Here is a 23,666-nt window from a genome sequence, read left to right as displayed (position 1 = left end):
TGACCGCATTCAAAGAGCGCCGGCTATGTTCGCCAGCGAACAGACGAACAACCCTTCAAGTCTCCACACTGAAGCTGAAAAGCTACGTCCACCAAGCGCTGCTCGGGGCTGGCGCACTGCGTTGGCGCACCTATCAAAACGCACGCAATTGCATTGTGCGTTTCAGGCTCAGGACCTTATGAACAGCATATGGACTCGCATACAGAAAGTAATTTCTCGCTCGTCCGGCATTTGGCGAACCCGACAGTTTTCCCAACCGCGATTCGAATACGAGCCGATATTGCGCTCGGAGCTTTTCAGCGCCGACCAGATGGCCAGTCATGGCATCGCACTTGCCGGCCAACATCGCTTGACCACGCTGTCCGCACGTGACTCGATGCTGCACAGGCTCGACGATAACGAGGAGCTGCTCAAGCGCAGCTGCACGGCGCTGTCCAACTCGCAACTGTCCAGCCGACGCGTGACGCCGGCAGCGGAATGGCTGCTGGACAATTACTATCTGGTCGAGGACCACATCCGCGCCGCCAGAACGCACCTGCCTAAAGGCTATAGCCGTGAGTTGCCACGGCTGATCAACGGCCCGTCCGCGGGGCTGCCTCGCGTCTATGACATCGCCCTGGAGACCATCTCCCATGGCGACGGTCGAGTCGATGAGGACAGTCTGAGCCGCTTCATTCTTTCCTATCAGACCGTGATGCCACTTGCGCTGGGCGAGCTGTGGGCGATACCGATCATGCTGCGTCTGGCATTGATCGAAAACCTGCGGCGAGTGGCCTCCCGGGTCATGGCCAATGCCGATGATCGCAATCTGGCTGATGACTGGACCGAGCGCTTGATCGAAACCTCAGAACGAGACACCAAAAACGTGGTGCTGACCGTTGCTGACATGGCGCGCTCCGCTCCGCCGATGACCCCCGCCTTTGTCGCCGAATTCACCCGCAGCCTGCAGGGTCAGAACGCAGCCCTGGCTCTGGCGCTGAACTGGATCGAACAGATGTTGAGCGAGACAGGCTCCAGCATCGAACGCCAGGTGCAGCTTGATGCGCAACAACAGGCAGCGGATCAGGTGTCCATTGGTAACAGCATCGGCAGCTTGCGCCTCTTGTCCGCCACTGACTGGCGCGAGTTCGTCGAGTCGATGAGTCATGTCGAACAGATTCTTAATGAAGACCCGGCGGCGATTTACCGGGCGATGGATTTCAAAACCCGTGACAGCTACCGGCATGTCATTGAACGCCTTGCTCGAAGAAGCCCCCAGCACTCGGAAATCCAGGTCGCCCGCGCCGCGATCAATCTCGCCGCAACCGGAACCGCGTCAGTCTCCAGCCAATTGCTGGCCCACCATGTCGGGTATTACCTGATCAGCGCAGGGTTGCCGACGCTCGAGCGACGGCTCAACGCCCGGGTACCGCTTCATGAGCGCTGGAAACGTTTGTTGCAACAGTCACCGCTGGTATTTTATCTGGCGCCGGTGGCTTTTCTGACGCTCATCTTCGCCTGGCCTCTACTGGCCTCTGCGCAGCGCGACGGGATGCCCGATACGGCGCTTCTGATGATGGCGATTCCATGCCTGATCATGACCAGCCGACTGGCGATCAGCCTGATCAATTGGCTGGTCACGTTCAGCATGCTGCCGACGACACTGCCGAAAATGGATTTCGCCAACGGCATTCCCGATGACGCGCGATGCCTGGTGGTGATCCCGACGCTGATCGCCAGCCCGGCAGATGTGGACGAACTGGTGGAAGGTCTGGAAGTGCGCTTTCTCGCCAACCGCGACAGCAACCTGTATTTCGCCTTGCTCAGCGATTTTCTGGATGCGACTGAAGAGTCACTGCCCCAGGACGCCGAGTTGCTGACACGGGCCTCCCGTGCAATCACCCTGCTCAACGAAAAATACGCGGACGGACTCAGCGACCGATTCTTTCTGTTGCATCGGCCGCGTCGCTGGAACGCAAGCGAACGCGTGTGGATGGGACACGAGCGCAAACGCGGCAAGCTGATTGAACTCAACGCCCTGTTGCGCGGCAATGGACTGGATCGTTTCAACGCCATCGTCGGCGACCTCACGCCGTTGCGCGGGGTGCGTTACGTGATCACCCTGGACACCGACACCCTGCTGCCGCGCGACGTCGCTCGCCAATGCGTGGCGGCCATGATGCACCCGTTGAATCGTCCGTTGTTTGACAGTGCGGGCGAGCAGATCATTTCCGGCTACGCGGTGTTGCAACCGCGAGTGGGCATCAGCCTGACCAGCGCCACGCGCTCAATCTACGCCCGTCTGTTTGGCAGTGATGCCGGCGTCGATCCCTACACTCGGTCGGTCTCGGATGTTTACCAGGACCTGTTCCAGCAAGGCTCTTTCATCGGCAAGGGCATCTACGACGTGGACGCGTTCACCTGCGCTCTGGAAGGATGCTTGCCGGATAACCAGATTCTCAGCCACGACCTGATCGAAGGTTGTTATGCACGATCCGGCCTGCTCAGCGACGTGCAGGTCTACGAGCAACACCCCTCGCGCTATGGTGCCGATGTCAAACGACGGCATCGCTGGGTCCGCGGTGACTGGCAATTGCTGCCGTGGACATTGCCCTGGGCGCGCAACGCCGACGGGAAATGGGTGCGCAACAGGTTGAGCGTCATGGCACGCTGGAAGATTCTGGACAATCTGCGACGCAGCCTGGAGCCGCTGGCGCTATTGCTGATGTTTGCATGGGGTTGGTTTGCCAGCAGTCAGCCGATGAACTGGACCCTGACAGTCATCGGCCTGATGGTGATTCAACCGTTGCTTCGCGCGGTGACCGACCTGATGCAGCCCCCCGCCGATGTGCCCTTCGGACAATACCTCAGGGCGCTGCTGGGAGATCTGGCACAGGACCTGGCCCGGGCGTGTCTGACGCTCGCCTGGCTGCCCTTCGAGATGTTCTACAACGCCGATGCAGTCTTGCGCTCGCTTTGGCGAATCGGCTTCAGCAGACGCCGGCTTTTGCAATGGCAGCCCTCGCGCGAGGTGGAGCGCACCACCGATAATCAGCTGCTTGGCCTCTATCGCCAGATGTGGATCGCGCCGGTGTCGGCCCTGATCTCACTGGCCCTGCTGGCACAGGATCCGCAGACGCTGGCCATTGCCAGTCCGCTGCTGTTGTCGTGGCTGGCAGGCCCCTGGATCGCTTGGTGGCTCAGTTCAGCACCCAAGCAGTCGGAGTTCGCACCGTCAACGGAGGATTTGCGCTTCCTGCGGGTGCTGGCGCGCAAGACCTGGGCATTCTTCGATCAATACGTCGGGCCTCAGGATTACTGGCTCCCACCGGACAACGTGCAGGAAGAACCCAGGCCTACCATTGCCCACCGCACCTCGCCGACCAATATGGGCATGTCCTTGCTAGCCCACCTGGCCGCCCACGATTTCGGCTACTTGAGTACCGAACGGCTGCTGTCCCGGCTTGCGCCGTCGTTGGACAGCATGGAGGGTCTGGAGCGTTATCGGCAGCACTTCTATAACTGGTACGACACGCAGACCCTCGAGCCGCTGCGTCCGCATTACGTCTCCACCGTCGACAGCGGGAACCTGGCGGGCGTGCTGCTGACCTTGAGCACCGGCATTGCGCAACTTGCAGACGCCCCGATGTTTGGCCCTGCCGTGATCAAGGGCCTGCGCGATACCCTGGATATCCTTGCAGACTCCCAGCGCGCCTCGGGGGCGGATGAATACGCCCTGAATCAACTAAGAGAAGGCCTTGAACATGCCTCGCAAGCGGAGACTACCGAGGCGCTGGCAGACCTGCTACAAACGGCTCACGTCACGGCCACAAGCAAGCTAACGGACACCGACGAGGAAAGCCTGTACTGGCGAGAAGCGTTTACCCGGCAATGCATCGACTGGACAGAGGAACTGCAGCGCTATCAACTCCCTGCCCCCTTGGTCGCGACTGAAGCTCCATGCACCTTGCGTCAGCTGGCAGGTCTGAACCCCGCCGACTGGGCAAACGACCATCATCCTCAAATCGAGCAGGTGCGCAGTGACGCCGGGAAGCGCCTGGAGACCCTGGAGCAGCTGGCGCTATTGGCGACGTCGCTGGCGCAGATGGATTTCTCGTGGCTTTACGACAACCAGCGTGACCTGTTCGTCATCGGGTACAACGCCGAGGAGTGCAGGCTCGACACCGGTTATTACGACCTGCTGGCGTCCGAGGTGCGGCTGACCAATTTCGTGGCCATCGCGCAAGGACAGATCCCCCAGCGCGCCTGGTTCACCTTGGGAAGGCTACTGAGTGAAAACGCTGGCGTACCGACGTTGCTGTCCTGGTCGGGCTCGATGTTTGAATACCTGATGCCGATGGTGTTAATGCCCAACTATGACGGCAGCCTGCTGGACCAGACTTGCCGCGCCGCCGTGTCGGTGCAGATCGACCATGGCAACAGGCTCGGCATTCCCTGGGGCGTTTCGGAGTCGGGTTACAACACCGTCGACGCGCACTTCAATTATCAATACCGCGCTTTCGGCGTTCAGGTCCTGGGGCTCCAGCGCGGGCTGAGCAATGACGTCGTGATAGCGCCCTATGCCAGCGCCTTGGCGTTGATGGTCGATGCCGATGCAGCCTGCAAAAACCTGCAACGCCTGGCCTTACAGGGATCTTCAGGGCGTTTTGGCCTGTATGAAGCGGTGGATTACACCGAGGCCCGCTTACCGCGCGGCCAGCGCTTCGCCGTGGTCCGGTCGTTCATGGCTCACCACCAGGGCATGAGCCTGCTGGCCTTGACCAGCCTGCTGCTCGATCAACCCATGCAACGCCGATTCGAGGCTCAACCGGCGCTGCAATCAGCCTTGCTGCTGTTGCAGGAGCGGGTGCCCAAATCCGCCGCGCCGTACCTGCAAACCGCACAGTCGCCAGTGCTCGGCGAAGTTGGTCAGGGCCAGGATACGGGGCTTCGGGTGTTCTCTGATCCAGGACGCAAACGCCCGGCCGTGCAGTTGCTTTCCAACGGTCGCTACCACGTCATGCTGACCAGCGGCGGCGGTGGTTACAGCCGGCACAATGAAATGGCCGTCACCCGTTGGCAGGAGGACACTTCTCAAGACAATTGGGGGATGTTCTGCTACCTGCGCGATGTCCAGACCAACACGGTCTGGTCGGCGGCGCACCAACCGACGTTGCAAAAACCCGAGAGCCACGAGGCGATCTTCTGCGATTCCCGTGCAGAATTCCGCGCGCGCAATCTGGATTTCGACACGCACCTGGAAATTGTCGTCTCACCTGAAGACGACATCGAACTGCGCCGCCTGCATGTCACAAACCGAGCCTCATCTGCCAAAACCCTGGAGATCACCACCTACGCCGAAGTTGTGCTGACATCCCCAGCCAGCGACGCAATGCACCCGGCATTCAGCAAGTTGTTCGTGCAGACCGAATTACTGCCTGCGCTTCAGGCCATTGTCTGCAGCCGCCGCCCCCGCGCCAGCGATGAACCAACGCCGTGGATGTGCCATTTGCTGGCGGCACACGGGGTGGACATCGATGCGATCTCGTACGAAACCGATCGCGCCCGGTTCATCGGTCGAGGACGCAGCCTTGTGTCACCTGCCGCCCTGGATGCCAATTGTCAGCGCTTGTCAGGAAGTGCGGGCCCTGTGCTCGATCCGGTGGTCGCGATTCGCTGCAGGATTACCCTGCAACCCGGCCAGCAGGCCACCATCGACCTGGTCACTGGCGTAGCCGACAATCGGGACGGCTGCCTCTACCTCATCAACAAATACCGCGACCGCCACCTGGCCGACCGGGTGTTTGACCTGTCCTGGACGCATAGCCAGGTGCTTCTGCGTCAGCTCAACGCCTCGTTGTCGGATGCCCGTCTGTTCGAGCAGATGGCCTCGTCGCTGCTGTATGCGAACGCCTCGATGCGCGCCGACAATGCGGTGCTGATTGCCAATCGCCGCAATCAGCCGGGACTCTGGGGCCAGGCCATCTCCGGTGACCTGCCTATTGTTTTGCTGCAAGTCCACAGCCTGGACAACATCGCCTTGGTGCGGCAACTGATTCAGGCCCACGCCTACTGGCGACAAAAAGGCCTGGTGGTCGATTTGCTGATCTGGAACGAAGATCAGGCGGGTTATCGCCAGCAACTGCAAGACGCGATTCTGGGCCTTATCACCTCAGGCAGTGAAGCCACTCTGCTGGATCGCCCGGGCGGGATTTTTGTGCGCCCCGCGCAGCAGATGTCGAATGAAGATCGCGTGCTGTTCCTCTCGGTTGCCAGGCTGGTGCTGAACGAAGATCTGGGCAGCCTTGCCGAACAGATTCACCGCCGCAAAGTATCACCGGTGCACGCGCCGTTTGTGGCGACCCGGCATTTTCAGGCTCGGCCGGCATCGGTACGACCGAACCGTCCCTTCCTGCTGTTGAACAACGAATATGGCGGCTTCAGCGCCGATGGCGGTGAATACATCATCACCGGGCTCGCGCCCGATCCGACACCCGCGCCTTGGGTCAACGTGATCGCCAATGCACATCTCGGCACAGTTGTATCGGAGGCCGGCAGCGCCTACACCTGGGCCGAAAACGCCCATGAATTTCGCCTGACGCCCTGGCACAACGATCCGGTCACCGATCGCAGCGGCGAAGCCATTTACCTGCGTGATGAAGAGACCGGGCACTTCTGGTCTGCAGCGCCTCAACCCTGCCCGGGACAAGGCCCGTACCAGACCCGTCACGGTTTCGGTTACAGCGTGTTCGAACATGAAGAAGACGGCATTTACAGCGAGCTGTGGATCTACGTGGCGCTGGATGCGCCGATCAAATTCTCTCGGCTATTGTTGAGCAACCGCTCGGGACGCCGCCGGTCATTGTCGGTCACAGGGTATGTGGAATGGGTGCTGGGCGATCTGCGCAGCAAATCGGCGATGCATGTGGTTACCCAATCGGACCCCGCCAGCGGGGCCTTCTTTGCCCGCAACGCCTATTCGGTTGAGTTTTCCGAGCGGGTGGCGTTCTTTGACACCGACACGATCGATCACGGTGTCAGCGGTGACCGTACTGAATTCATTGGCCGCCATGGCACCCTCGCCTCACCGGCAGCGATGCAGCATGCCGGGTTGTCCGGGCGCATGGGCGGTGGTCTGGACCCTTGTGCCGCCCTGCAAGTGTCGATCGAACTCGGCGAGGGCGATACTCGGGAAGTCATTCTGCGTCTGGGGGCAGCGTCTTCCAGTAACGCCGCCACAAAGCTGGTGCAGCGTTATCGGGGCAGTCTGGCGGCCGCAGAGGAATTGCATAAAGTACGGGAACACTGGCGCGCATTGCTCGGTGCGATTCGTATTGAAACGGGCGCGTCTGCGGTCGACGTCATGGTCAACGGCTGGTTGATGTACCAGGTCATCGCCTGCCGTTTCCAGGCCCGAAGCGGTTTCTACCAGTCAGGGGGTGCCATCGGTTTCCGCGATCAGTTGCAGGACAGCATGGCGATGATCCATGCCGATCCGGCAGCCGTGCGGGCCCATCTGTTGCTGTGCGCCGGCCATCAGTATGTGGAAGGCGACGTGCAACACTGGTGGCACCCGCCGATGAATCGAGGGGTTCGCACAGCCTGCTCCGATGACTTTTTGTGGCTGGTGGCCGCCACCAACCGCTATGTTGAAATGACCGCAGATGTGGGCGTACTGGAAGAGAACGCCGGGTATCTGGAAGGACGCCAACTCGGGGCCGGCGAAGAGTCCTACTATGACCTCCCCGGGGTGTCGGACCTGCGAGAGTCGCTGTATCGACACTGCGTGCGTGCCATCGAACACAGCCTGCGCCGCGGCCATCACGGGCTGCCGCTAATGGGCTCCGGTGACTGGAACGACGGCATGAATCGCGTCGGCCATCTGGGTGCAGGTGAAAGTGTCTGGCTGGGCTTCTTCAGCTACCAAGTGTTGGAGCAATTTGCGGTGACCGCCCGCCTGCACGGTGATCACGAATTTGCCAAACGCTGCAGCGACAGCGCGGTGACACTGCAACGCAACCTCGAACACAGTGCCTGGGACGGCGCCTGGTATCGCCGTGCCTGGTTCGATGACGGGCAACTGCTCGGCTCGGCGAGCAATGAAGAATGTCGTATTGATTCCATTGCTCAAAGCTGGTCAGTCCTGTCAGGTGCCGGCTCCGCAGTGCGCCAGATCCAGGCCATGCAGTCACTGGATGAGCATCTGCTAAAACGTGAGATCCGTGCCGTGTTGCTGCTTGATCCGCCGTTCGACAAGGGTGCCCTGGACCCGGGCTATATCAAGGGCTACGTTCCTGGCGTGCGCGAGAACGGAGGTCAGTACACCCATGCTGCTGTTTGGGCGGGCATGGCGTTTGCGCAGTTGGGTGAAGCCGGCAAAGCGTGGGAACTGTTGAATCTGATCAATCCCGCCGACCCTGCGAACAATGTCCGAATCGACACCTATAAGGTCGAGCCCTATGTCATGGCTGCTGATGTCTACGGCGCTGCGCCCCATGCCGGGCGTGGAGGCTGGACCTGGTACACCGGATCTGCCGGCTGGATGTACCGGCTGATAGTCGAGTCATTGCTGGGTGTACAACGCAGCGGCCGCACGCTCAGAATCGAACCGCTGATGCCCGTCGACTGGCCGGGCTTTATCTTGCACTACCGCTTCGGCAAAACCCTCTACCACTTTGATGTGCGTCAGGGCAGTTCGACCTTCACCTCCATGACGCTCGACGGCCAGCCCTTGAGTGACGCTGCGCTGACACTGGATGACGACGGCCTGGAGCGTTGGGTTCGGGTGGATTGCCGCGCCCGAACACCCAGGCCTCGGGCGCTGGAATACGAACGTGCCGCCGATGAGTAGACATTGATCGCCAACCTTGGCGTGCATGGGAGTACCCTGAGCCGGCACACCCCTGCTCCGCCAAGGATGCTCTGCCATGCATGCCTCCCACGCACCAAGCGACAATCATCTACTTGCGGCGCTACCGGCCGTCGACCTCCAGCGCCTTGTTCCGCACCTGGAGCAAGTCAGCCTGGCGCTGGGCGATGTGCTGTATGAACCGGGGGATACCTTGCGGCACGTTTACTTTCCGACTGACGCCATCGTTTCCCTGCTTCATGTCACGGAAAATGGCTCGTCAGCAGAAATCGCCGTGGTCGGTAACGAGGGTTTGATCGGTATTGCGCTGTTCATGGGCGGCGAAAGCACCTCCAGTCGGGCTGTGGTGCAAAGTGCCGGTGGTGCATTTCGCCTGCCGGGGCAAAAACTCAAGAAAGAGTTCAACCGTCATGGCGATCTGCTCCTGCTGATGCTGCGTTACACCCAGGCGCTGATCACGCAGATGTCACAGACCGCCTTGTGCAATCGCCACCATTCGATCGATCAGCAATTGTGTCGATGGCTGCTGTTGTCGCTGGATCGCCTGCACGGCAATCGCCTGAACATGACCCAGGAGCTGATCGCCAATATGCTGGGCGTACGCCGCGAAGGCGTCACTGAAGCGGCAGGCAAACTGCAGCGCCAAGGCGTCATCGAGTACAGCCGAGGCCAGATCACGGTCCTGGATAGAACCCGCCTTGAACGGCTCAGTTGCGAGTGCTACCTGGTGGTCAAGACGGAAACCGACCGCCTGCTGCATTACACCCGTCGTCAGGACGAGTGATGCGTTCGAATTGATTACCGGCGCAAATACCGGCTGTCCCATAAACCTGCCAGCGAGCGGATATTGCTCCCGCTAACCTCGCATAAGACTAGGGCGAACAGGCAGCCCCATAATTGAGCAATTTTATCAACGAAAATATTGAGCCAATTCTGCAGACCTGGGAAGATTTTGCGCGAACGATTGACACACCAGGCATGCCGCTGGATACCAAACTGAACGTGGTGTTTATCCTGACGCATCATTTGGTGCGGATGGTCGTGCTGCACTTTGCACCGGCGCTGATCGTGCAGGCGCGGCGCTGGCGGGCAGAGTGATTGCCGAGAACGGCAGATCGACGCTAAACAAATTGCTTGCGCGCAACCCGCAACGCCTCCCGGTCTGGAGGCGTTGTGCTGTGTGCTGACGGGAGGAAGGGACTACACGGGAGAGATCGTCGCCAGGGCACCAATCAAAATGGTTAACACCAGAAATCCGCCGAGGAAAATTGCCATCTTGCCCATAGGGCCTCCTACATTATGAGTTTACGGTGCAGTGACTGCGCGACTGCGGGCCGTGCTGTCATTGTGAGCGTGCGGGTGGGTGCATTACAGAGGCAGATGGCGAAGGAAAATACGGATCAGAACGGCGGATGTGTAGCAGCTGTCGAGCTTGCGAGGCTGCGTTCGGTTCGGGCCGCGTTCGGACGAAGCAGTCGTAAAATCATGCGACTGGTTCTGTCAGAAGCACCGCGTTTACCGGATGGCGAGGACTTCGTCCTCGGACGCAGCCTCGCAGACTCGACAGCTGCTACATAAGACTTGTGCAGATTTTCCTGTGGCGATGGTCTGTCCGTTCGCCACAGGGGGTTGGTGGAGTTACGCTTTTGGCTCGACGTTATCCAGCGCCTGGTTCACGGCCAATTCTCCCAACATCACCACTTGCGTGATCCCCAGCAGGGTCTTGCGGTGTGAGTTGTCCAACAGCGCTGCGAAATTGCTGAGCATGGTGGTGGCCGAGCCCAGTGATTCGCTGGCGTTGGCCAGCAGGGATTCAGTGTCGTACTTGGGGTTGGCAAGGAACATGGGTTCCGGTTCGTGGTTGCTGGCCATGATGTGGGCGCCCGGGTTGAGGTAGTGGTCGAGGGCGCGCTCGGCGGCTTCGTGGAGTTTTTTCGAATCGAGGGATTCGTAGGGGGATGCCGGATCGGTGTCCGGTGGGTTTGGCGTTGGTTTGATCATAGATGGAACTCCTGGATAACTAATGAGGAGCCATCACCCTTCGCTACCAAACGTAGGGTGGTGGCCATACACAGGTTGGTAGACCGGTCCAGGAACCCGGCGCCCCCGAAAGAGCCCTGCGCATGGCCACCATAAAAAACAGAGATGAAAACGACCTCTGCAAGAAGGTGGCGCTATGCGCCTGGACATACCGGGCTACCAAACCCGATCACTGTTTTTCAGTGACCCAGGAACGATAAAACCCTCACCCCAGACGCACAAGCCGGCGGATTCTGTCTTACGTGTAGGGAGTGGCGCAAGGCGTTGTAGCCTCCATGCGGTAACAGCAAGCTTCATTTAAACGTGTCTGATTTTTTGTTTAAACAGGCTGCGGGCAATCCTCATTCGATCGTCACTTCAACAACCACCGCGACATCAACCGCGTCGTCAAAGGCATCAGCCAATACACCATGTTGAACGACACCAACCCGGCAACCGTTACCTTGAATACCCAGCCCGGCCATCGCAGATCAGCCAGTTCAAGCACCACCGCCAACCCCCAAGGCAACAACACCGTCAACGGTAGAACGATCAACCACGACAGCACCCATTGCTTCCATCGCGCAACAACCACCCGCCCCTGCACCGGCTCAAACCAGAATTTCGAATCATCGTCAGTACGGTGATAATCCTGCCGCAACCAAGGCAAAGACTCGCGCAACAACGCATACCGAACCTGAGATTCCAGCCACGCCACAACGTGCCCCTTGCTGACAAAGCGCAAAATGATCGCGTAACGCAGGTGCGAGCCAACCGGCATGACCACGTCCGTCGCCAGGTAACCCGGAAACTGTCGGTGTGCGTCGATGGCCTTGTTCATCCATTGCTCATACAACGCCTGATGCTGCGGATTCACCTCATGCACAATCACGCTGACGCCAATCTCGGCGTCGAGGCTCATGGTTGTTGCCGCCGGAGCAGCGCCCGCTGATAGATGCGTTCACGCGCCAGAATCATCGGGTCGTCACTCGGTGCAATGCCGTCGATCAAGCGCCCGGGATTGAAGTCGAGGCGCTGTTGGGCGGATTGCTGCTCCCCGGCCGGGACAAGCGCATCGAGGGTCAGAATCCCCAGTTCAACTTCATCATGGCTGCGCGACCATGGGATCGAACCATCTTCGATGGCATCCCCGGGCGCAGCCAATTGCACCACCAGACGCAACTTCACAGCGCCCCTGCCCAATCGTGCGCCGATCTCGTCCTGCAAATAATCCGCAGGCATCGCGGCGGCTTGCTGCTCACTCAATGCCGGTTCTGCCCGCAACGGTTCAATCCGATAGCGACCGACATGCGCTTCACCCTGACGGTTGGTGAACACCAGGGCATTGATGCCGAAGTACTCGATACCGGCGTAACTGCTCGGTGCGGGCTTGGGCGTTTGAAGGAAATGCTCGGCTCGCGGATGGCTGGCCAGAAAGGTTTGCAGCGGCAGCGGGTCCGGCGGTGTGGCGACATTGGCGGCGATGCCTTGCAGAAAACTCAGGAAGTCTTCGGGCGTGGCCACCGGAAAGCCGTCGAACGAGTGGGTCACGATATCCGTGGATTCACCGTCCAGCAGGGTAAAACGAATGGCCAGGCCATGAGGACTGGCCATTGGGTCGCCGTCCTCGGTGGCGGGTACGCCGCTGAAGTTGGAGAACCGCAGCAACACTGGCACCGGTTGACCCTGCAAATGCGCAGCTCGACTCAATACCGGCGCGGGTGGCGACGCCATGAAGGTTCCGCTGAGCAAAACACCCTTGGCATGGGTCGCGCGAAAGCCCGGATGGTGGCCGAACGTCGCGGTCAGCGCGTCAAGTAACGCGTCGTAAAGTCTGTCCTTGGACATGGGGGCACTTCTCATGGGTGACACATCATTCTCGTGGGCGGCAAAAGCGGAGGACGCGGTCAGCGTCCCCGCCAGCAGCGCGCCGATCAATAATCGGGTGGGCCGCATTAGATTCAGCCCTTGCGCAGACCGGGATTGAGGGCGATGTGTTTGTACTCGACAAAATCATCCATGGCCGCCACGCCGTTCAGACGCCCCTGCCCCGACTGTTTGAAACCACCCTCTTCAAACTCGTCGTAGACCACGGCCCAGTCATTGACCCACACCGTGCCCGCCTCCAGTTCGCGAGCCACCCGCAGCGCGCGGTCGACATCGCGGGTCCAGACACTGGCGGCCAGGCCGAACTCACTGTTGTTGGCCAGTTCGATGCCTTCGGCTTCGCTGTCGAACACCTGCAATGTCAGCACCGGGCCGAAGGTCTCGCGCTGGACGATGGCCATCTCGGGGTCACTGACCCGCAGCAGCGTCGGGCGATAGAACGCGCCCTTGGCCAACGGCCCCTCGGTCACCGGGCCGCCGCGAACGATGACTTGGGCGCCGGCGGTGATCGCCTCTTTGACGATTTGATCGACCCGCTGCACGTTGGGCTTATCGATCAACGGCCCCATGTCGCTGGCCGAATCGGCAGCGGGCCCGACGCGCACTGCTTCCAGTTTTGCGGCCAGTCTCTGGGTCAACGCCGTGGCGATATCCCGTTGCACCAACAGCCGCGAACCCGTCATGCAGAACTGGCCGGCGAATACCGTCAGGGCTTTCACCAGGGTCGGCACGGCGGCGTCCAGGTCGGCGTCGTTGAACACCAGCATCGGCGTTTTTCCACCCAGCTCCAGGCCAAAACGCTTGAGGTGCTGGGCACCCGAGGCTGAAATCGCCCGCCCGGTGCTGGTGCTGCCGGTGAAGCTGATCACCGGAACACGCGGTGACTCCACCAGATGGATCGAGCCCGCCGCGCCCTGCTCGCTGAACAGATTGATCACGCCGCGCGGCAGTGACAGCGCCTCGCTCATGATCCGGGCCACCAGGCAGTTGGTCTGGGCGGTTTGTCCCGGCATCTTGATGACTGTGGTGCAACCGGCCGCGAGCGCCGGTGCCAGCGAGCGAATCATCAAAACCACCGGCGAGTTCCACGGCACGATGATGCCCGCCACGCCCACCGCCTGACGAATCACCAGGGAAATCTTGCCGGGTTTGGGCTCCGCCGCACGCCCGTATTCGGCACGCGCCAGCGCCGCGTAATAGCGCAACTTGGAAGGCACCATGCCGACTTCAAACGCGGCTTCGGGCCGAATCTTGCCGTTCTCCAGTGCCAGGGTGTCGATCAGCTCATTGGCGTTGCGCTCGAAGGCGTCCGCCAACTCCAGCAAGACCTGAGCGCGCAAGTGGCGGTCATCTTTCCAGGGTGATTCGGCAAATGCCCGTTGCGCGGCCTCGATGCCGGCTTGCGCTTCGTTCAAGCCGCCTTCGGCGTATCGGCCAATCTGCTCGTAGGTCGCCGGGTCGATGGAGTCTTTGTAAACACCGGAGTCCAGCCATTGGCCGTCGATCCAGTTCAATACCGGGGTGCTGTTCATAGAGGCAGGTTCCTGAGGATTAAGCGTAGAGACGGGCAATGTGCTCGGCAGTGGCAATCACGGTGATGTTGGTGGCGACCGAGGGCACGTCGGGGAAGATCGACGCATCCACCACGCGCAGCCCCTGCACACCGATGACCCGCGCTTGCAGGTCGACCACCGCCCGCGCATCCCCCGGTTTGCCCATCGGCGCCGTCGAGGTCGGGTGGTGATAGGTGTCGAGACTGGCTTTGACGCTGGCCAGCAACGCCTCGTCCGAGTCGTTGCCTTGACCGGGGTTGAGCTCGGAATGGATCAACGCATTCAGCGGTCCCGTGCTGCCGATTTTGCGGGCCAGGCGGATGCCATCCAGCAGGCGCTGGCGGTCCTTGGGCTCGGCGAGAAAATTCAGGTCGATGATCGGCGCCACGAACGGATCACGGCTGGCCAGGGTCACCTTGCCCCGGGACAGTGGCCGCGTCAGGGCGACGGCGAGCACGAAGCCGACGCCGGTCGGGCTCTGATCATGAGGAAACAAGTGGGTAGCGGTGATGTGCAGATCCAGCTCGCCATTCTCGGCGGAACGGCTGTGGGTCCAGAGCTTGGCGCCGATGGCGGGCGACTGGCTGCCGATTGCGTCAGGCCTGGCGGCATAGGCGTTGTAATAGAACGGGTGATCCACCAGGTTCTGCCCGACCGGTAGCTCAGCGACGGGTGGAATCTGCAAGGCACGCAAGTCTTTGCCAGGGCCAACCCCCGAACGCAAGAGGATCGCGGCGCTGCCGTAGCTGCCGGCGGAAAGGATCACTTCAGCGGCCAACAATTTTTCACCGTTGGCCAATTGCACGCCGATCGCACGTTTGCCGTCGAACAGCACTTTGTCCACCAGGCTGTCGGTCTGGATCTGCAGGTTGTCGCGGGCGCGCACCTCGTCGGTGAGGTACGCCATGCCGGTGTTGACCCGCACGCCGTTGACGATGTTCATTGGGTACGGGCCCACACCATGGGCGTCAGCGCCGTCGAAGTCCTCGATCACGCGGTAGCCATTGGCGAAGGTCGCGTAGATGAACGCGCGCTGCATGGGGGTGACATCGGCCTTGCCGAGTTGATGCACCGGCAACGGCCCTTCATGGCCGTGCAACGCGCTGGCACCACCGCTGTGGGTTTCCAGTTTTTTGAACGACGGCAGCAGCTCTTCGTAGCTCCAGCCTGGCAAATCCCAACGCTTGAAATCGGTGGCGCGGGCACGGATGGCCACCGCGCCGTTGATCGCCGAACTCCCTCCCAACACCTTGCCGCGCAAGGCGCCGATGGGGTGGTCGATGTAGCCGGGACGGGTCTTGTAACCCCATTCGAATTCAGGATTGGCGTTAGCGCCGACGATGTCGCTGCTGGCCACTATCTCGGGGTAATTATGCGGACCGTAGCCATGGCCGGCTTCGAGCAATAACACCTGACGCGTGGTGCTCTCGCTCAAGCGACGGGCCAGCACCGCGCCCGCCGAACCACCGCCAACGATGATCACATCCACTGGCGCGCGATCAGCGCCACGCTTGCCAGCCATACCGCTGGACTCCAACGCCTGCGCCAAACCACTGCCCGCCGCCAACGTCGCAGCGGCCACAACTCCGCCGGCCAGAACCGCCCGGCGAGCAGGATTTTCAAGGGTACTCTTCATCCGTTTTCTTCCCTGTCAGACGTCAGAATGCGTCTGTTGGGAAAAAGCATATGGGACGGTGCGCAGGCTCATAAGCCGGCAAAAGACGATTCCCGGTTTCGTTTTTCCAGAACGATTGAACGCGTGTGAGCCGCAAGCATTTGCTCCCACACCGGCGGGTTGCCGATCTGTTCGATGAGGAAACTGGTCAGCGCATGAAGCTTGGGCGACGCTCGCTGGGATTGCCGGTAGACCGCCGAAATATTGCCACCACGCGGGGCATAAGGCGCCAGCACTTCCTTGAGTTCACCGGCCACAATCGCCGGCGCTGCCAGGAAGGTCGGCAGAATCGCCAGGCCCATGCCGGCCTTGGCGCCTTCCATGAGTTGATGGCCATTGTTGGTGCGCATCCGGCAGCGCACACGGAACGATTCCAGGGTGTTGTTCACCGGCAGCGTCCACATGCCGTGGGGTTCGCGATTCACATAGAGCATGGCGAAATGCCGGGACAGCTCTTGCGGGGTTTGCGGTGTGCCGTGAGCGGCCAGGTATTCCGGGCTCGCGCAGATGATGTGGCGGTTGGGCGTGATGGTCTTGGCGACCAGCGAGGAGTCCGGCAACTCGCCGATGCGGATGGCCGCGTCAAAGCGTTCTTCGTGCAGATTGACGTGGCGGTCATCGAACTCGATATCCAGCCGCAACTCCGGGTAACGCACCGCGAAGGACGACAGGATCGGTGTCAGGTAGCGAATGCTGAAGGCCATCGGCGCGGCAAGCCGCAGCACACCGCGCAAGCTCGATTGAAACGCCTGCACCGCGTCTTCGGCGTCTTCGACATCCGCCAGAATACGCACGCAATAACGGTAAAACACATCGCCCGACTCCGTCAGCCGGGCCTGACGCCCCCGCTCCAGCAAGATACTGCCCAGGCGCTTTTCCAGTTGCTGGATCCGCAGGCTGACCATGGATTTTGCGATACCCAGACGCCGAGCGGCTTCGGAAATACTGCCGGTGTCCACCACCATGACGAAAGAATGCATCTCGGACAGCTTGTTCAAGTTTTAGTCATCCAGAGAAAAATCGGGGGCATGCCCTAATGCCAGCCAGTTAAGCCTTAACGCAGACTTTGTAGCAGCTGGCGAAGCCTGCGTTCGGCTGCGCAGCAGTCGTGAAACCTGAGTTTGCGGTCTTCCTGAAACACCTCATCGTCTGATTTCACGACTGCTGCGCAGCCGAACGCAGGCTGCGCCAGCTGCTACGGATTGCGTTATGGCTTAACTGACTGACGGGATTGTTTAATGGCATCAGCCAACTTTTCCGCCGTCATGATGACGGTCGGGTTCAAGTTGATCAGCGGGATCTCGGGGAAGATGGAAGCATCAATCACGCGCAATCCTTCCAGGCCATAAACGCGCCCTTCCTCGTCCACCACGGCACCCGGGTCAGCCGGTAAGCCCATCGGCGCCGTTGAACACGGATGCTGCAAGGTGCCCACGCCTTTCGCCAGCGCCGCACGAATGTGCTCGTCGCTGTCGTCAGTCGCTGGGCCCGGAAAAAGCTCTTCCACGATCAGGCTCTTAAGCGGTTCGGTGTTGGTCAGTTTACGGGCCAGACGGAAGCACTCGATCATCCGGTTCATGTCATCCTCAGTCGTCAGGTGATTGAGTTCGATAACCGGTGCGTCTTGGGGATCGCGACTGTTCAAACGCAAGCGACCGTGGGATGTGCAATGCATCAACTCCAGCCCCAGCGAAAAAGCGACACCGGTTGAACTGATGGCAGGATCGAGCAGATGCGAGGGAGAAATCCCGATGTCCAGTTCCTTATCCGAACTGGCGTAGGACGAATGGGTCCACAACTGCGCCCCCACTACCGGACGGTCTTGCCCCTTCAACGATTCTGTCCCACTGAAATTCATCCAGAAGAACGCATGATCGAGCAGCCGCACACCGACCGGCGCATCTTTTACCAAGGGAATATCCAACGCTTCAAGGTCTGCCCTGGGGCCGATGCCTGAACGCAAAAGAACCGCGGCAGACCCATAGGCGCCAGCGCTCAGAATCACTTCTTTGCTGTGGACTTTTTCACCGCCTGCCAACAGCACCGACTGAACCTTGCCGCCTTCGAACAACACCTTGTCGACAAGGCATTGATCGAGGATCGACAGGTTGTGGCGAGCGCGTACTTCACGCGTGAGGTAGGCCATCCCGGTATTAACGCGGACGCCGTTGATCACGTTCATCGGGTTGGGGCCGGCGCCGTTATTGGCCTCGGGGTTGTTGAAGTCGTCGACTTTGTTGGCGCCGCACGCCCATGCCGCCTCGACCATCGCGCGCTGTACCGGGGTGATGTACTCCATAGACATCTGGTGAATCGGCAGCGGCCCTTTGCGGCCATGCCATTTGTCTTCGCCGTGGGCGGTGCGCTCCATTTTTTTGTAATAGGGCAGCACTTCTTCAAAGCTCCAGCCTTTCAGGCCTTTGGCGGTGAAACGCGCGAAGTCAAAGGGCAACGCTCGGCACGCGACGGCGCCATTGATGGCAGAACTTCCACCCAAGACTTTTCCACGCGGGGCGTAGACCGCTTGCGGTTGCTCGACCGGGGTTGCGAAATACCCCCACTCGTAACGTTTATCACCGTTGGCCGCGATGATAGTGCTGCTGTAGATCTCTGCCGGGTATTCATCGGGGTCAAAGGCTCGACCCGCCTCAACCAGCAGCACATTAAGCTGTGGGTCTTCCGACAAACGCGCCGCCAGTACGGCACCGGCAGAACCGCCACCTAGAATGACGAAGTCGAATACGTTGCTGTACACAGTCATCTTTATTTCCCTATCGATAGCGACGTTCAGCGCGTGGTGTTGAGCGCTTCGGTAATGACCCTGGCCACGTCGGCTGGTCGAGACTGATGCGGCACATGGCTGGTCGGCAGCGCCGTCGTTTTGGCATTGATTTTCCGGGCGAGTGCGCGTTGCAGATCAGGCGCAATCATGCGATCGCGCTCACTGACGATGTACCACGAGGGTTTCTGCTGCCAGGCGGCCACGCTGATGCGCTCGTCGAACGCCCGGGAATTGATGGCGCCTTGGGTGGCGGCCATCACCCGCCCCTGGGCAGCGGGCACGTCCGGGGCAAAGTCCTGCTCGATACCGTGTTGCGTGAGCGACAGATACCCGGCCTTGTCAGCCACGAATTCGCCCATGCCCGGCGACGGCGGATAGTCCTTGCCGACCTCGGCCGTGGTCTGCCCGACGTCAGGGACGAAGGCGGCCACGTAGACCAGCGCCGCGACCTTGTCGCTCGCACCGGCCTCGGTGATCACGCTCCCGCCCCACGAATGCCCGACCAGCACCACCTTGCCCGGTGCCGCTTCAATCGCGCGGCGGGTCGTGGCCACATCATCCGCCAGCGAATTCAAACCGTTCTGCACGGCCCGTACTTTCACGCCTTTGGCCTGCAGCAACGTGATCACCTTCGCCCAGTCTGAACCGTCGGCAAACGCACCGTGCACCAGCACCACGCAAGGATCGTTTGCAGCGTTGGCGTAACCCACCGAACCCAGTGTGGCCAAACCCAAAGACATGGCGAGAATCGTCCTTCGTAACATCTGAAGCTCCTTTAATGAACCAACCAAACGGCGGCAATCTAGGCGCTTTGCTGTCGTGTGAACCAGTCCCGAAAAACGGGTTTGTCTTTCCCATCCATTGGACGATCGTTCTTGTATAGTTGGCCTCTTTTGGCCAAATGGATGCCGCCCGGTGCTCGATCTCAATGACCTTCAGTACTTTGTGATGGTGGTGGACCACGGCGGCTTCGCGCCGACCGCACGGGCGCTGGGCATTCCAAAATCCAACCTCAGCCGCCGCATTGCACTGCTCGAAGAACGCCTGGGCGTGCGCCTGATCATTCGCAACACCCGCAACTTCAAAGTGACGGAATTAGGGCTCACGTATTACGCCCATTGCCGGGCCATGCTCAAAGGGGCAGAAGCCGCTGAAGCCGCCGTCGCCATGACCCGCACAGAACCCGGCGGCTTGTTGCGCGTCACCTGCCCGACAGTGTTACTGGAAGAATGCGTCGGCGGCATCATCACCCGCTTCATGGCCATGCACCCGCGTGTCGAAGTGCATCTGGAAGCCAGCGACCGCCAGGTCGATGTGGTCGCCGAGGGCGTTGACCTGGCCCTGCGAGTACGCCCGCCTCCCCTTCAGGATTCGGACCTGGTCAACCGCGTCATGTCCCAGCGGCCACAATGCCTGGTGGCCAGTCCCGCGTTATTGAACCGCCTGGGTGTACCCCACGAGCCGGAAGAGCTGGCACGTTTCCCCAGCGTCCATCACGGCAGCCCGCAACGTGATTACAGTTGGACGTTGTTCCATCAAGATGGCGCGGAATTTACGATCCAGCATCGTCCGCAATTAATCACCAAGGGACTGCCAATGCTGCGCTGCGCGGCGATAGACAGCGTTGGCATTGCGCAGATGCCGATGTCGCTGGTGCATGACTTTATCGAGCGCGGGCAACTGGTGGTGGTATTGCCTGACTGGGCGCCGCGGACTGAGATGATCTATGCGGTGTTTGCGAACCGGCATGGGATGCTGCCGTCGATGCGGATGTTGATTGATTTTATGGTGGAGCAATTCAGGTTGCTGGATGATCCGGCGCGGGGGATGCGTGGGAGTCAGTTTGTTTGATGAGGCCAAATGCTGGACCTTGCAGGTGAGCTGCCAGACGGCCGCTATTCCACTGCTATGCTGATAGCATCTGTTTCTGCGATCGAGACGAGTAGCATGGCAGTACAAGGCAAGCAATCCTCGTTCACGCTCAAGGCCATGGCCTACTTGGCTGGTATTTTCGTTGTCGCTTGGGTTGCCATAAATTCGCTCGAAACTTATTTCGAACTGACATTGTTGGCCGATACCACGAGCTGGCTGCTACGTTTGGGGGATTGGCTTTTGCTGGAAACGCCAATGCCAAATTGGTCGCTGCTGATGATTATCGCGATTTTAATCAGCACGCTGTCTGTAGCGATTTACTACGTCCGCCTCCCTGATGGAACTGACGGCGAGTTACACGAGATAGAGCGAAAGGTTTACAAAAAGAACAACCCTCAGTTTCCAAGGTTGACAGATAACCAAACGCTACTGATGGAAGTTTTAGCCTACCATGCGAACTTCAGAAAAGTTGCCAACCTGAACTCGGTTTGCAAACTTGTCTCACTCAGCACGTTAGAAGTTGAAGCCGGTCTAAAGCAACTCCAGGCTAAACGTCTCGTGACGCAAAAAGTGACCCGAGGTACGTTTGGCGCCACCATTTTTGAACTTACTTTGGCAGGTAAGGATTATGCGTTAGAGCGATTTGACCTTACGTAGCAGTGAAATAATCGCCATCGCACGGATTCCCAGCCATGCGGTGCCTCTCTTGAACATTTACTTTGGGTTGCAGGCATATGCGCCGAGATGAGTTTTCTCCTTGAAAACCAGCGCCCACAAAAAAGCCCGCTGACTGTAACCGGTTCGGTGGGCGTATTACTGAGAGGCGCGTTGAAACAGCCGCACAGATGGACGTGCAATGATCAAAAATCCTTAATCGCTAGGCGGCCAGCTCGACGTAACTCGACTCCCCTCCTCCAGTCGCAAACGACAACTTATGCAAAATAAGACGAGCAGCACCATAGAAATCAAGCCCCGAAAAATTCGGGGCTTGATGGGTCAGACGACATCAGGATTTACGTCCTCCACCTCCACTCATCCCATCATCCTTGCGCCCTGTTCCAGAGGACTTGTCGCGGTCATCGGCGAAATTGCCACCGCGTCCGGTTCCTTGCCCGCCGCTGGACGATTGATCAGCCTTGTTGGGCTGCTGTCCACCGGAAGCCTGGCCGCCTTTTTGGCCTGGCTTGGACATGTTTTCCTTATCGTCGGCAAATTCCCCTCCGCGATTTGTACCCTGCCCACCTCCGGACATGCGGTCTTTATCGCGCGATGGTTGTCCGCCGGAAGCTTGACCACCTTTTTGGCCTGCTTCAGACGCCCGTTGTGGATCATTGGCAAAGTTTCCGCCAGACGCTTCTCCGCCTTTCTTGCCGGCTTCTGAAGCCTTGTCCCGGTCATTGGAAAAATTGCCTGGATTGTTGTTTCCTGTATTGGCCATTTTGGTTCACCTCTACATCGTTGGCACGAGCATGGGCCCGTACAATTCGGAGGACACGCAAAAGGGAAAGTTTGAACGGAAATACGGGGCTCACGACGAGCGGATTTGAACGTTTGGTTCCATTGAAATGGCGCTCATTCGACTGACGGCTGTCCCATTCGTCGATGCCACCTTACGATGGCTTTTCACACCAGATAATCGATGTTTACTAGACTGAATAGCGCTTGCAAGCCCTCCCTGCATCGCACTCAGGAGGTCAATCAATGACTGAACACATCGTGCATTTTCATTGCCAGATCGACCAGGCAACAACCGAACGCTTCAGGGATTGCTGCCTTGAGGCCATCGACCAAGGTGCCACCTCCCTTTTGTTGAACCTGTCCACTTGCGGGGGCAGCACCAATTTTGGCTTCACGCTCTACACGTTCCTGAAGTCCTTGCCAGTACCACTTTGCGCAATCAACGCCGGCAATATCGAGTCGATGGGCATCATCATGTTCCTGGCGGCAGGTCGGCGCATCACATCACCTCATGCACGCTTTCTGATTCACCCGATGAACTGGTACTTCAGCCAAAAATCCGTCGACCACCAACGGCTGAGGGAATATCTGTCCAGCCTCGACAATGACCTCGCGCGCTACGTGCAAATCTTCATGATCGAAACCGCTGATGCAGCGACCAAACTCGATATTTTTCATTGCTTGTCCGCGGAGGAAAAGGTTATCGCCGCACATGAATCGCTGGCCTATGGCATAGCGCATGAGATGAAGCAGATGGTGTTTGCGGATGACGTCAAACACTGGAAGGTCAGTGGCGGATGATCGATCTGACAACCGGATACAAAAAGCCCACTGACCGTTACCGGTGCAGTGGGCTTTTTACTGCGTGACGCGTTGAAACAACGGCCTTATTTAATCCTGCGGATCCACCTGATCCAACACCCGATTCACCGACAACTCTGGGAGGGAAATCATCTGCCGGATGGCCAGCGCCATGTTTCATTGTGGGCCGGTGCGGATTCCGAAGCGCGAGGCTAAGAAGAAAGGTAGGGATTCACTGAATCCTCGAGCATGCCCAACAGTTCAGGATCCATGTAGCGAAAGTCGTCGGGAATATCCAGAGAGTGAATCCGCTTGTGTTCAAGCAGACGAGCATACTCGGCCTGCAGGCGATTCAGGTGTTTGCGCTCCATGACAAAAATGACATCGGCCCAACGATTATCCGCTGCGTCGATGGGTTGGCGTGCGTTCGGACTAGTGCCCGCTGAGCGGGCACTGAAGCCAGGTCGACGGCGCCAGATTGCTTCCGCAGTAGGGCTACGCCATTGGTTACGGCTGCAGACGAACAGGAGGTTAGTCACACTTGATCCAACAATTGGCGGGTGGTGCGGATGGGATAGCTCATGCCGAGTTGGCGTGCCCTGACCAGCTTGTCGGCGCGGTTGTACATCAGCTTCCAGTTCTTTTCCGGCTTGAACTTCAGCGGACGAACCGCTTTGTCATTGCCGCGTTTACGGGCCTGTGTGCGTCTCCAGGCGCGGGTTCTTTCCATGATCATGTCCTCGTGAGTACCGGGTTCAGCAGCCGCGGTAA

16 protein-coding genes and 2 pseudogenes are annotated in these 23,666 nt (G+C 59.6%); 6 read left to right on the top strand and 12 right to left on the bottom strand.

Features of this window, described 5'->3' with window-relative positions:
• Positions 1-178: 178 nt before the first annotated feature.
• The 3 genes from ACA075_RS12505 to ACA075_RS12495 all read left to right on the top strand — a co-directional run bounded on the left by ACA075_RS12505 (position 179) and on the right by ACA075_RS12495 (position 9,946).
• Complete coding sequence (locus ACA075_RS12505; protein ID WP_497298736.1) at positions 179-8,830, top strand: GH36-type glycosyl hydrolase domain-containing protein; 8,652 nt, start codon at positions 179-181, stop codon at positions 8,828-8,830.
• A 76-nt stretch (positions 8,831-8,906) separates the two neighbouring features.
• On the top strand, positions 8,907-9,632 hold the full coding sequence (locus ACA075_RS12500; protein ID WP_497298735.1) for a Crp/Fnr family transcriptional regulator: 726 nt from the start codon (positions 8,907-8,909) through the stop codon (positions 9,630-9,632).
• Between the two features lie 113 nt (positions 9,633-9,745).
• A complete protein-coding gene (locus ACA075_RS12495) occupies positions 9,746-9,946 on the top strand; it encodes a hypothetical protein (protein ID WP_497299364.1) in 201 nt (66 codons plus the stop codon).
• Between the two features lie 540 nt (positions 9,947-10,486).
• Here the strand turns inward: ACA075_RS12495 and ACA075_RS12490 are convergent.
• The 8 genes from ACA075_RS12490 to ACA075_RS12455 all read right to left on the bottom strand — a co-directional run bounded on the left by ACA075_RS12490 (position 10,487) and on the right by ACA075_RS12455 (position 19,528).
• Entirely contained in the window at positions 10,487-10,849 is a 363-nt protein-coding gene (locus tag ACA075_RS12490; protein WP_497298734.1) for a DUF6124 family protein, read from the bottom strand.
• Positions 10,850-11,240: 391 nt separating this feature from the next.
• Positions 11,241-11,789 (bottom strand): hypothetical protein, encoded by a 549-nt coding sequence (locus tag ACA075_RS12485; protein ID WP_497298733.1) that lies wholly within the window; start codon positions 11,787-11,789, stop codon positions 11,241-11,243.
• Entirely contained in the window at positions 11,786-12,715 is a 930-nt protein-coding gene (locus ACA075_RS12480; protein WP_497298731.1) for a catalase family peroxidase, read from the bottom strand. Before ACA075_RS12480 ends, ACA075_RS12485 begins: the two co-directional genes overlap by 4 nt.
• Positions 12,716-12,828: 113 nt before the next feature.
• Positions 12,829-14,286, bottom strand: coding sequence for an aldehyde dehydrogenase family protein (locus ACA075_RS12475; protein ID WP_497298730.1), 1,458 nt, complete (start codon positions 14,284-14,286; stop codon positions 12,829-12,831).
• Between the two features lie 19 nt (positions 14,287-14,305).
• On the bottom strand, positions 14,306-15,943 hold the full coding sequence (locus ACA075_RS12470) for a GMC family oxidoreductase (protein WP_497298729.1): 1,638 nt from the start codon (positions 15,941-15,943) through the stop codon (positions 14,306-14,308).
• 68 nt (positions 15,944-16,011) lie between these two features.
• Positions 16,012-16,980 carry a LysR family transcriptional regulator gene (locus ACA075_RS12465; protein WP_497298728.1) on the bottom strand — a complete coding sequence of 323 codons (969 nt, stop codon included), beginning with the start codon at positions 16,978-16,980 and terminating at the stop codon, positions 16,012-16,014.
• 209 nt (positions 16,981-17,189) lie between these two features.
• Positions 17,190-18,743: a GMC family oxidoreductase gene (locus tag ACA075_RS12460; protein ID WP_497298727.1), complete on the bottom strand. Its 1,554-nt coding sequence runs from the start codon at positions 18,741-18,743 to the stop codon at positions 17,190-17,192.
• 26 nt (positions 18,744-18,769) lie between these two features.
• A complete protein-coding gene (locus ACA075_RS12455) occupies positions 18,770-19,528 on the bottom strand; it encodes an alpha/beta fold hydrolase (protein ID WP_497298726.1) in 759 nt (252 codons plus the stop codon).
• Between the two features lie 151 nt (positions 19,529-19,679).
• On the opposite strand from ACA075_RS12455, the gene ACA075_RS12450 reads away from it, so the two are divergent.
• Together ACA075_RS12450 and ACA075_RS12445 are read left to right on the top strand one after the other, a co-directional pair.
• Positions 19,680-20,615: a LysR substrate-binding domain-containing protein gene (locus tag ACA075_RS12450; protein WP_497298725.1), complete on the top strand. Its 936-nt coding sequence runs from the start codon at positions 19,680-19,682 to the stop codon at positions 20,613-20,615.
• A gap of 96 nt (positions 20,616-20,711) precedes the next feature.
• Positions 20,712-21,293, top strand: coding sequence for a hypothetical protein (locus ACA075_RS12445; RefSeq protein ID WP_497299244.1), 582 nt, complete (start codon positions 20,712-20,714; stop codon positions 21,291-21,293).
• A 619-nt stretch (positions 21,294-21,912) separates the two neighbouring features.
• Here the strand turns inward: ACA075_RS12445 and ACA075_RS12440 are convergent.
• Positions 21,913-22,074: pseudogene (locus tag ACA075_RS12440) on the bottom strand (con-10 family general stress protein); the annotation flags it as partial.
• Positions 22,075-22,337: 263 nt separating this feature from the next.
• Between ACA075_RS12440 and ACA075_RS12435 the strand changes: the two are divergent.
• Positions 22,338-22,895 (top strand): ATP-dependent Clp protease proteolytic subunit, encoded by a 558-nt coding sequence (locus ACA075_RS12435; RefSeq protein ID WP_497298723.1) that lies wholly within the window; start codon positions 22,338-22,340, stop codon positions 22,893-22,895.
• 90 nt (positions 22,896-22,985) lie between these two features.
• On the opposite strand, the pseudogene ACA075_RS12430 reads toward ACA075_RS12435, so the two are convergent.
• The 3 genes and pseudogenes from ACA075_RS12430 to ACA075_RS12420 form a co-directional block, all read right to left on the bottom strand.
• Positions 22,986-23,072, bottom strand: a pseudogene (locus tag ACA075_RS12430) (DUF6124 family protein); the annotation flags it as partial.
• Between the two features lie 35 nt (positions 23,073-23,107).
• Entirely contained in the window at positions 23,108-23,434 is a 327-nt protein-coding gene (locus tag ACA075_RS12425; RefSeq protein WP_497298722.1) for a low molecular weight protein tyrosine phosphatase family protein, read from the bottom strand.
• The gene (locus ACA075_RS12420; protein ID WP_497298720.1) at positions 23,431-23,625 is read right to left on the bottom strand and encodes a hypothetical protein; all 195 of its coding nucleotides are present in this window, start codon (positions 23,623-23,625) and stop codon (positions 23,431-23,433) included. The genes ACA075_RS12425 and ACA075_RS12420 overlap by 4 nt, the downstream gene beginning before the upstream one ends.
• Between the last annotated feature and the right edge of the window lie 41 nt (positions 23,626-23,666).

The organism is Pseudomonas sp. LBUM1663, assembly GCF_059695905.1.
The sequence above is the reverse complement of the archived record's forward strand: the minus strand, read 5'-3'. Positions and strand labels throughout refer to the sequence as shown.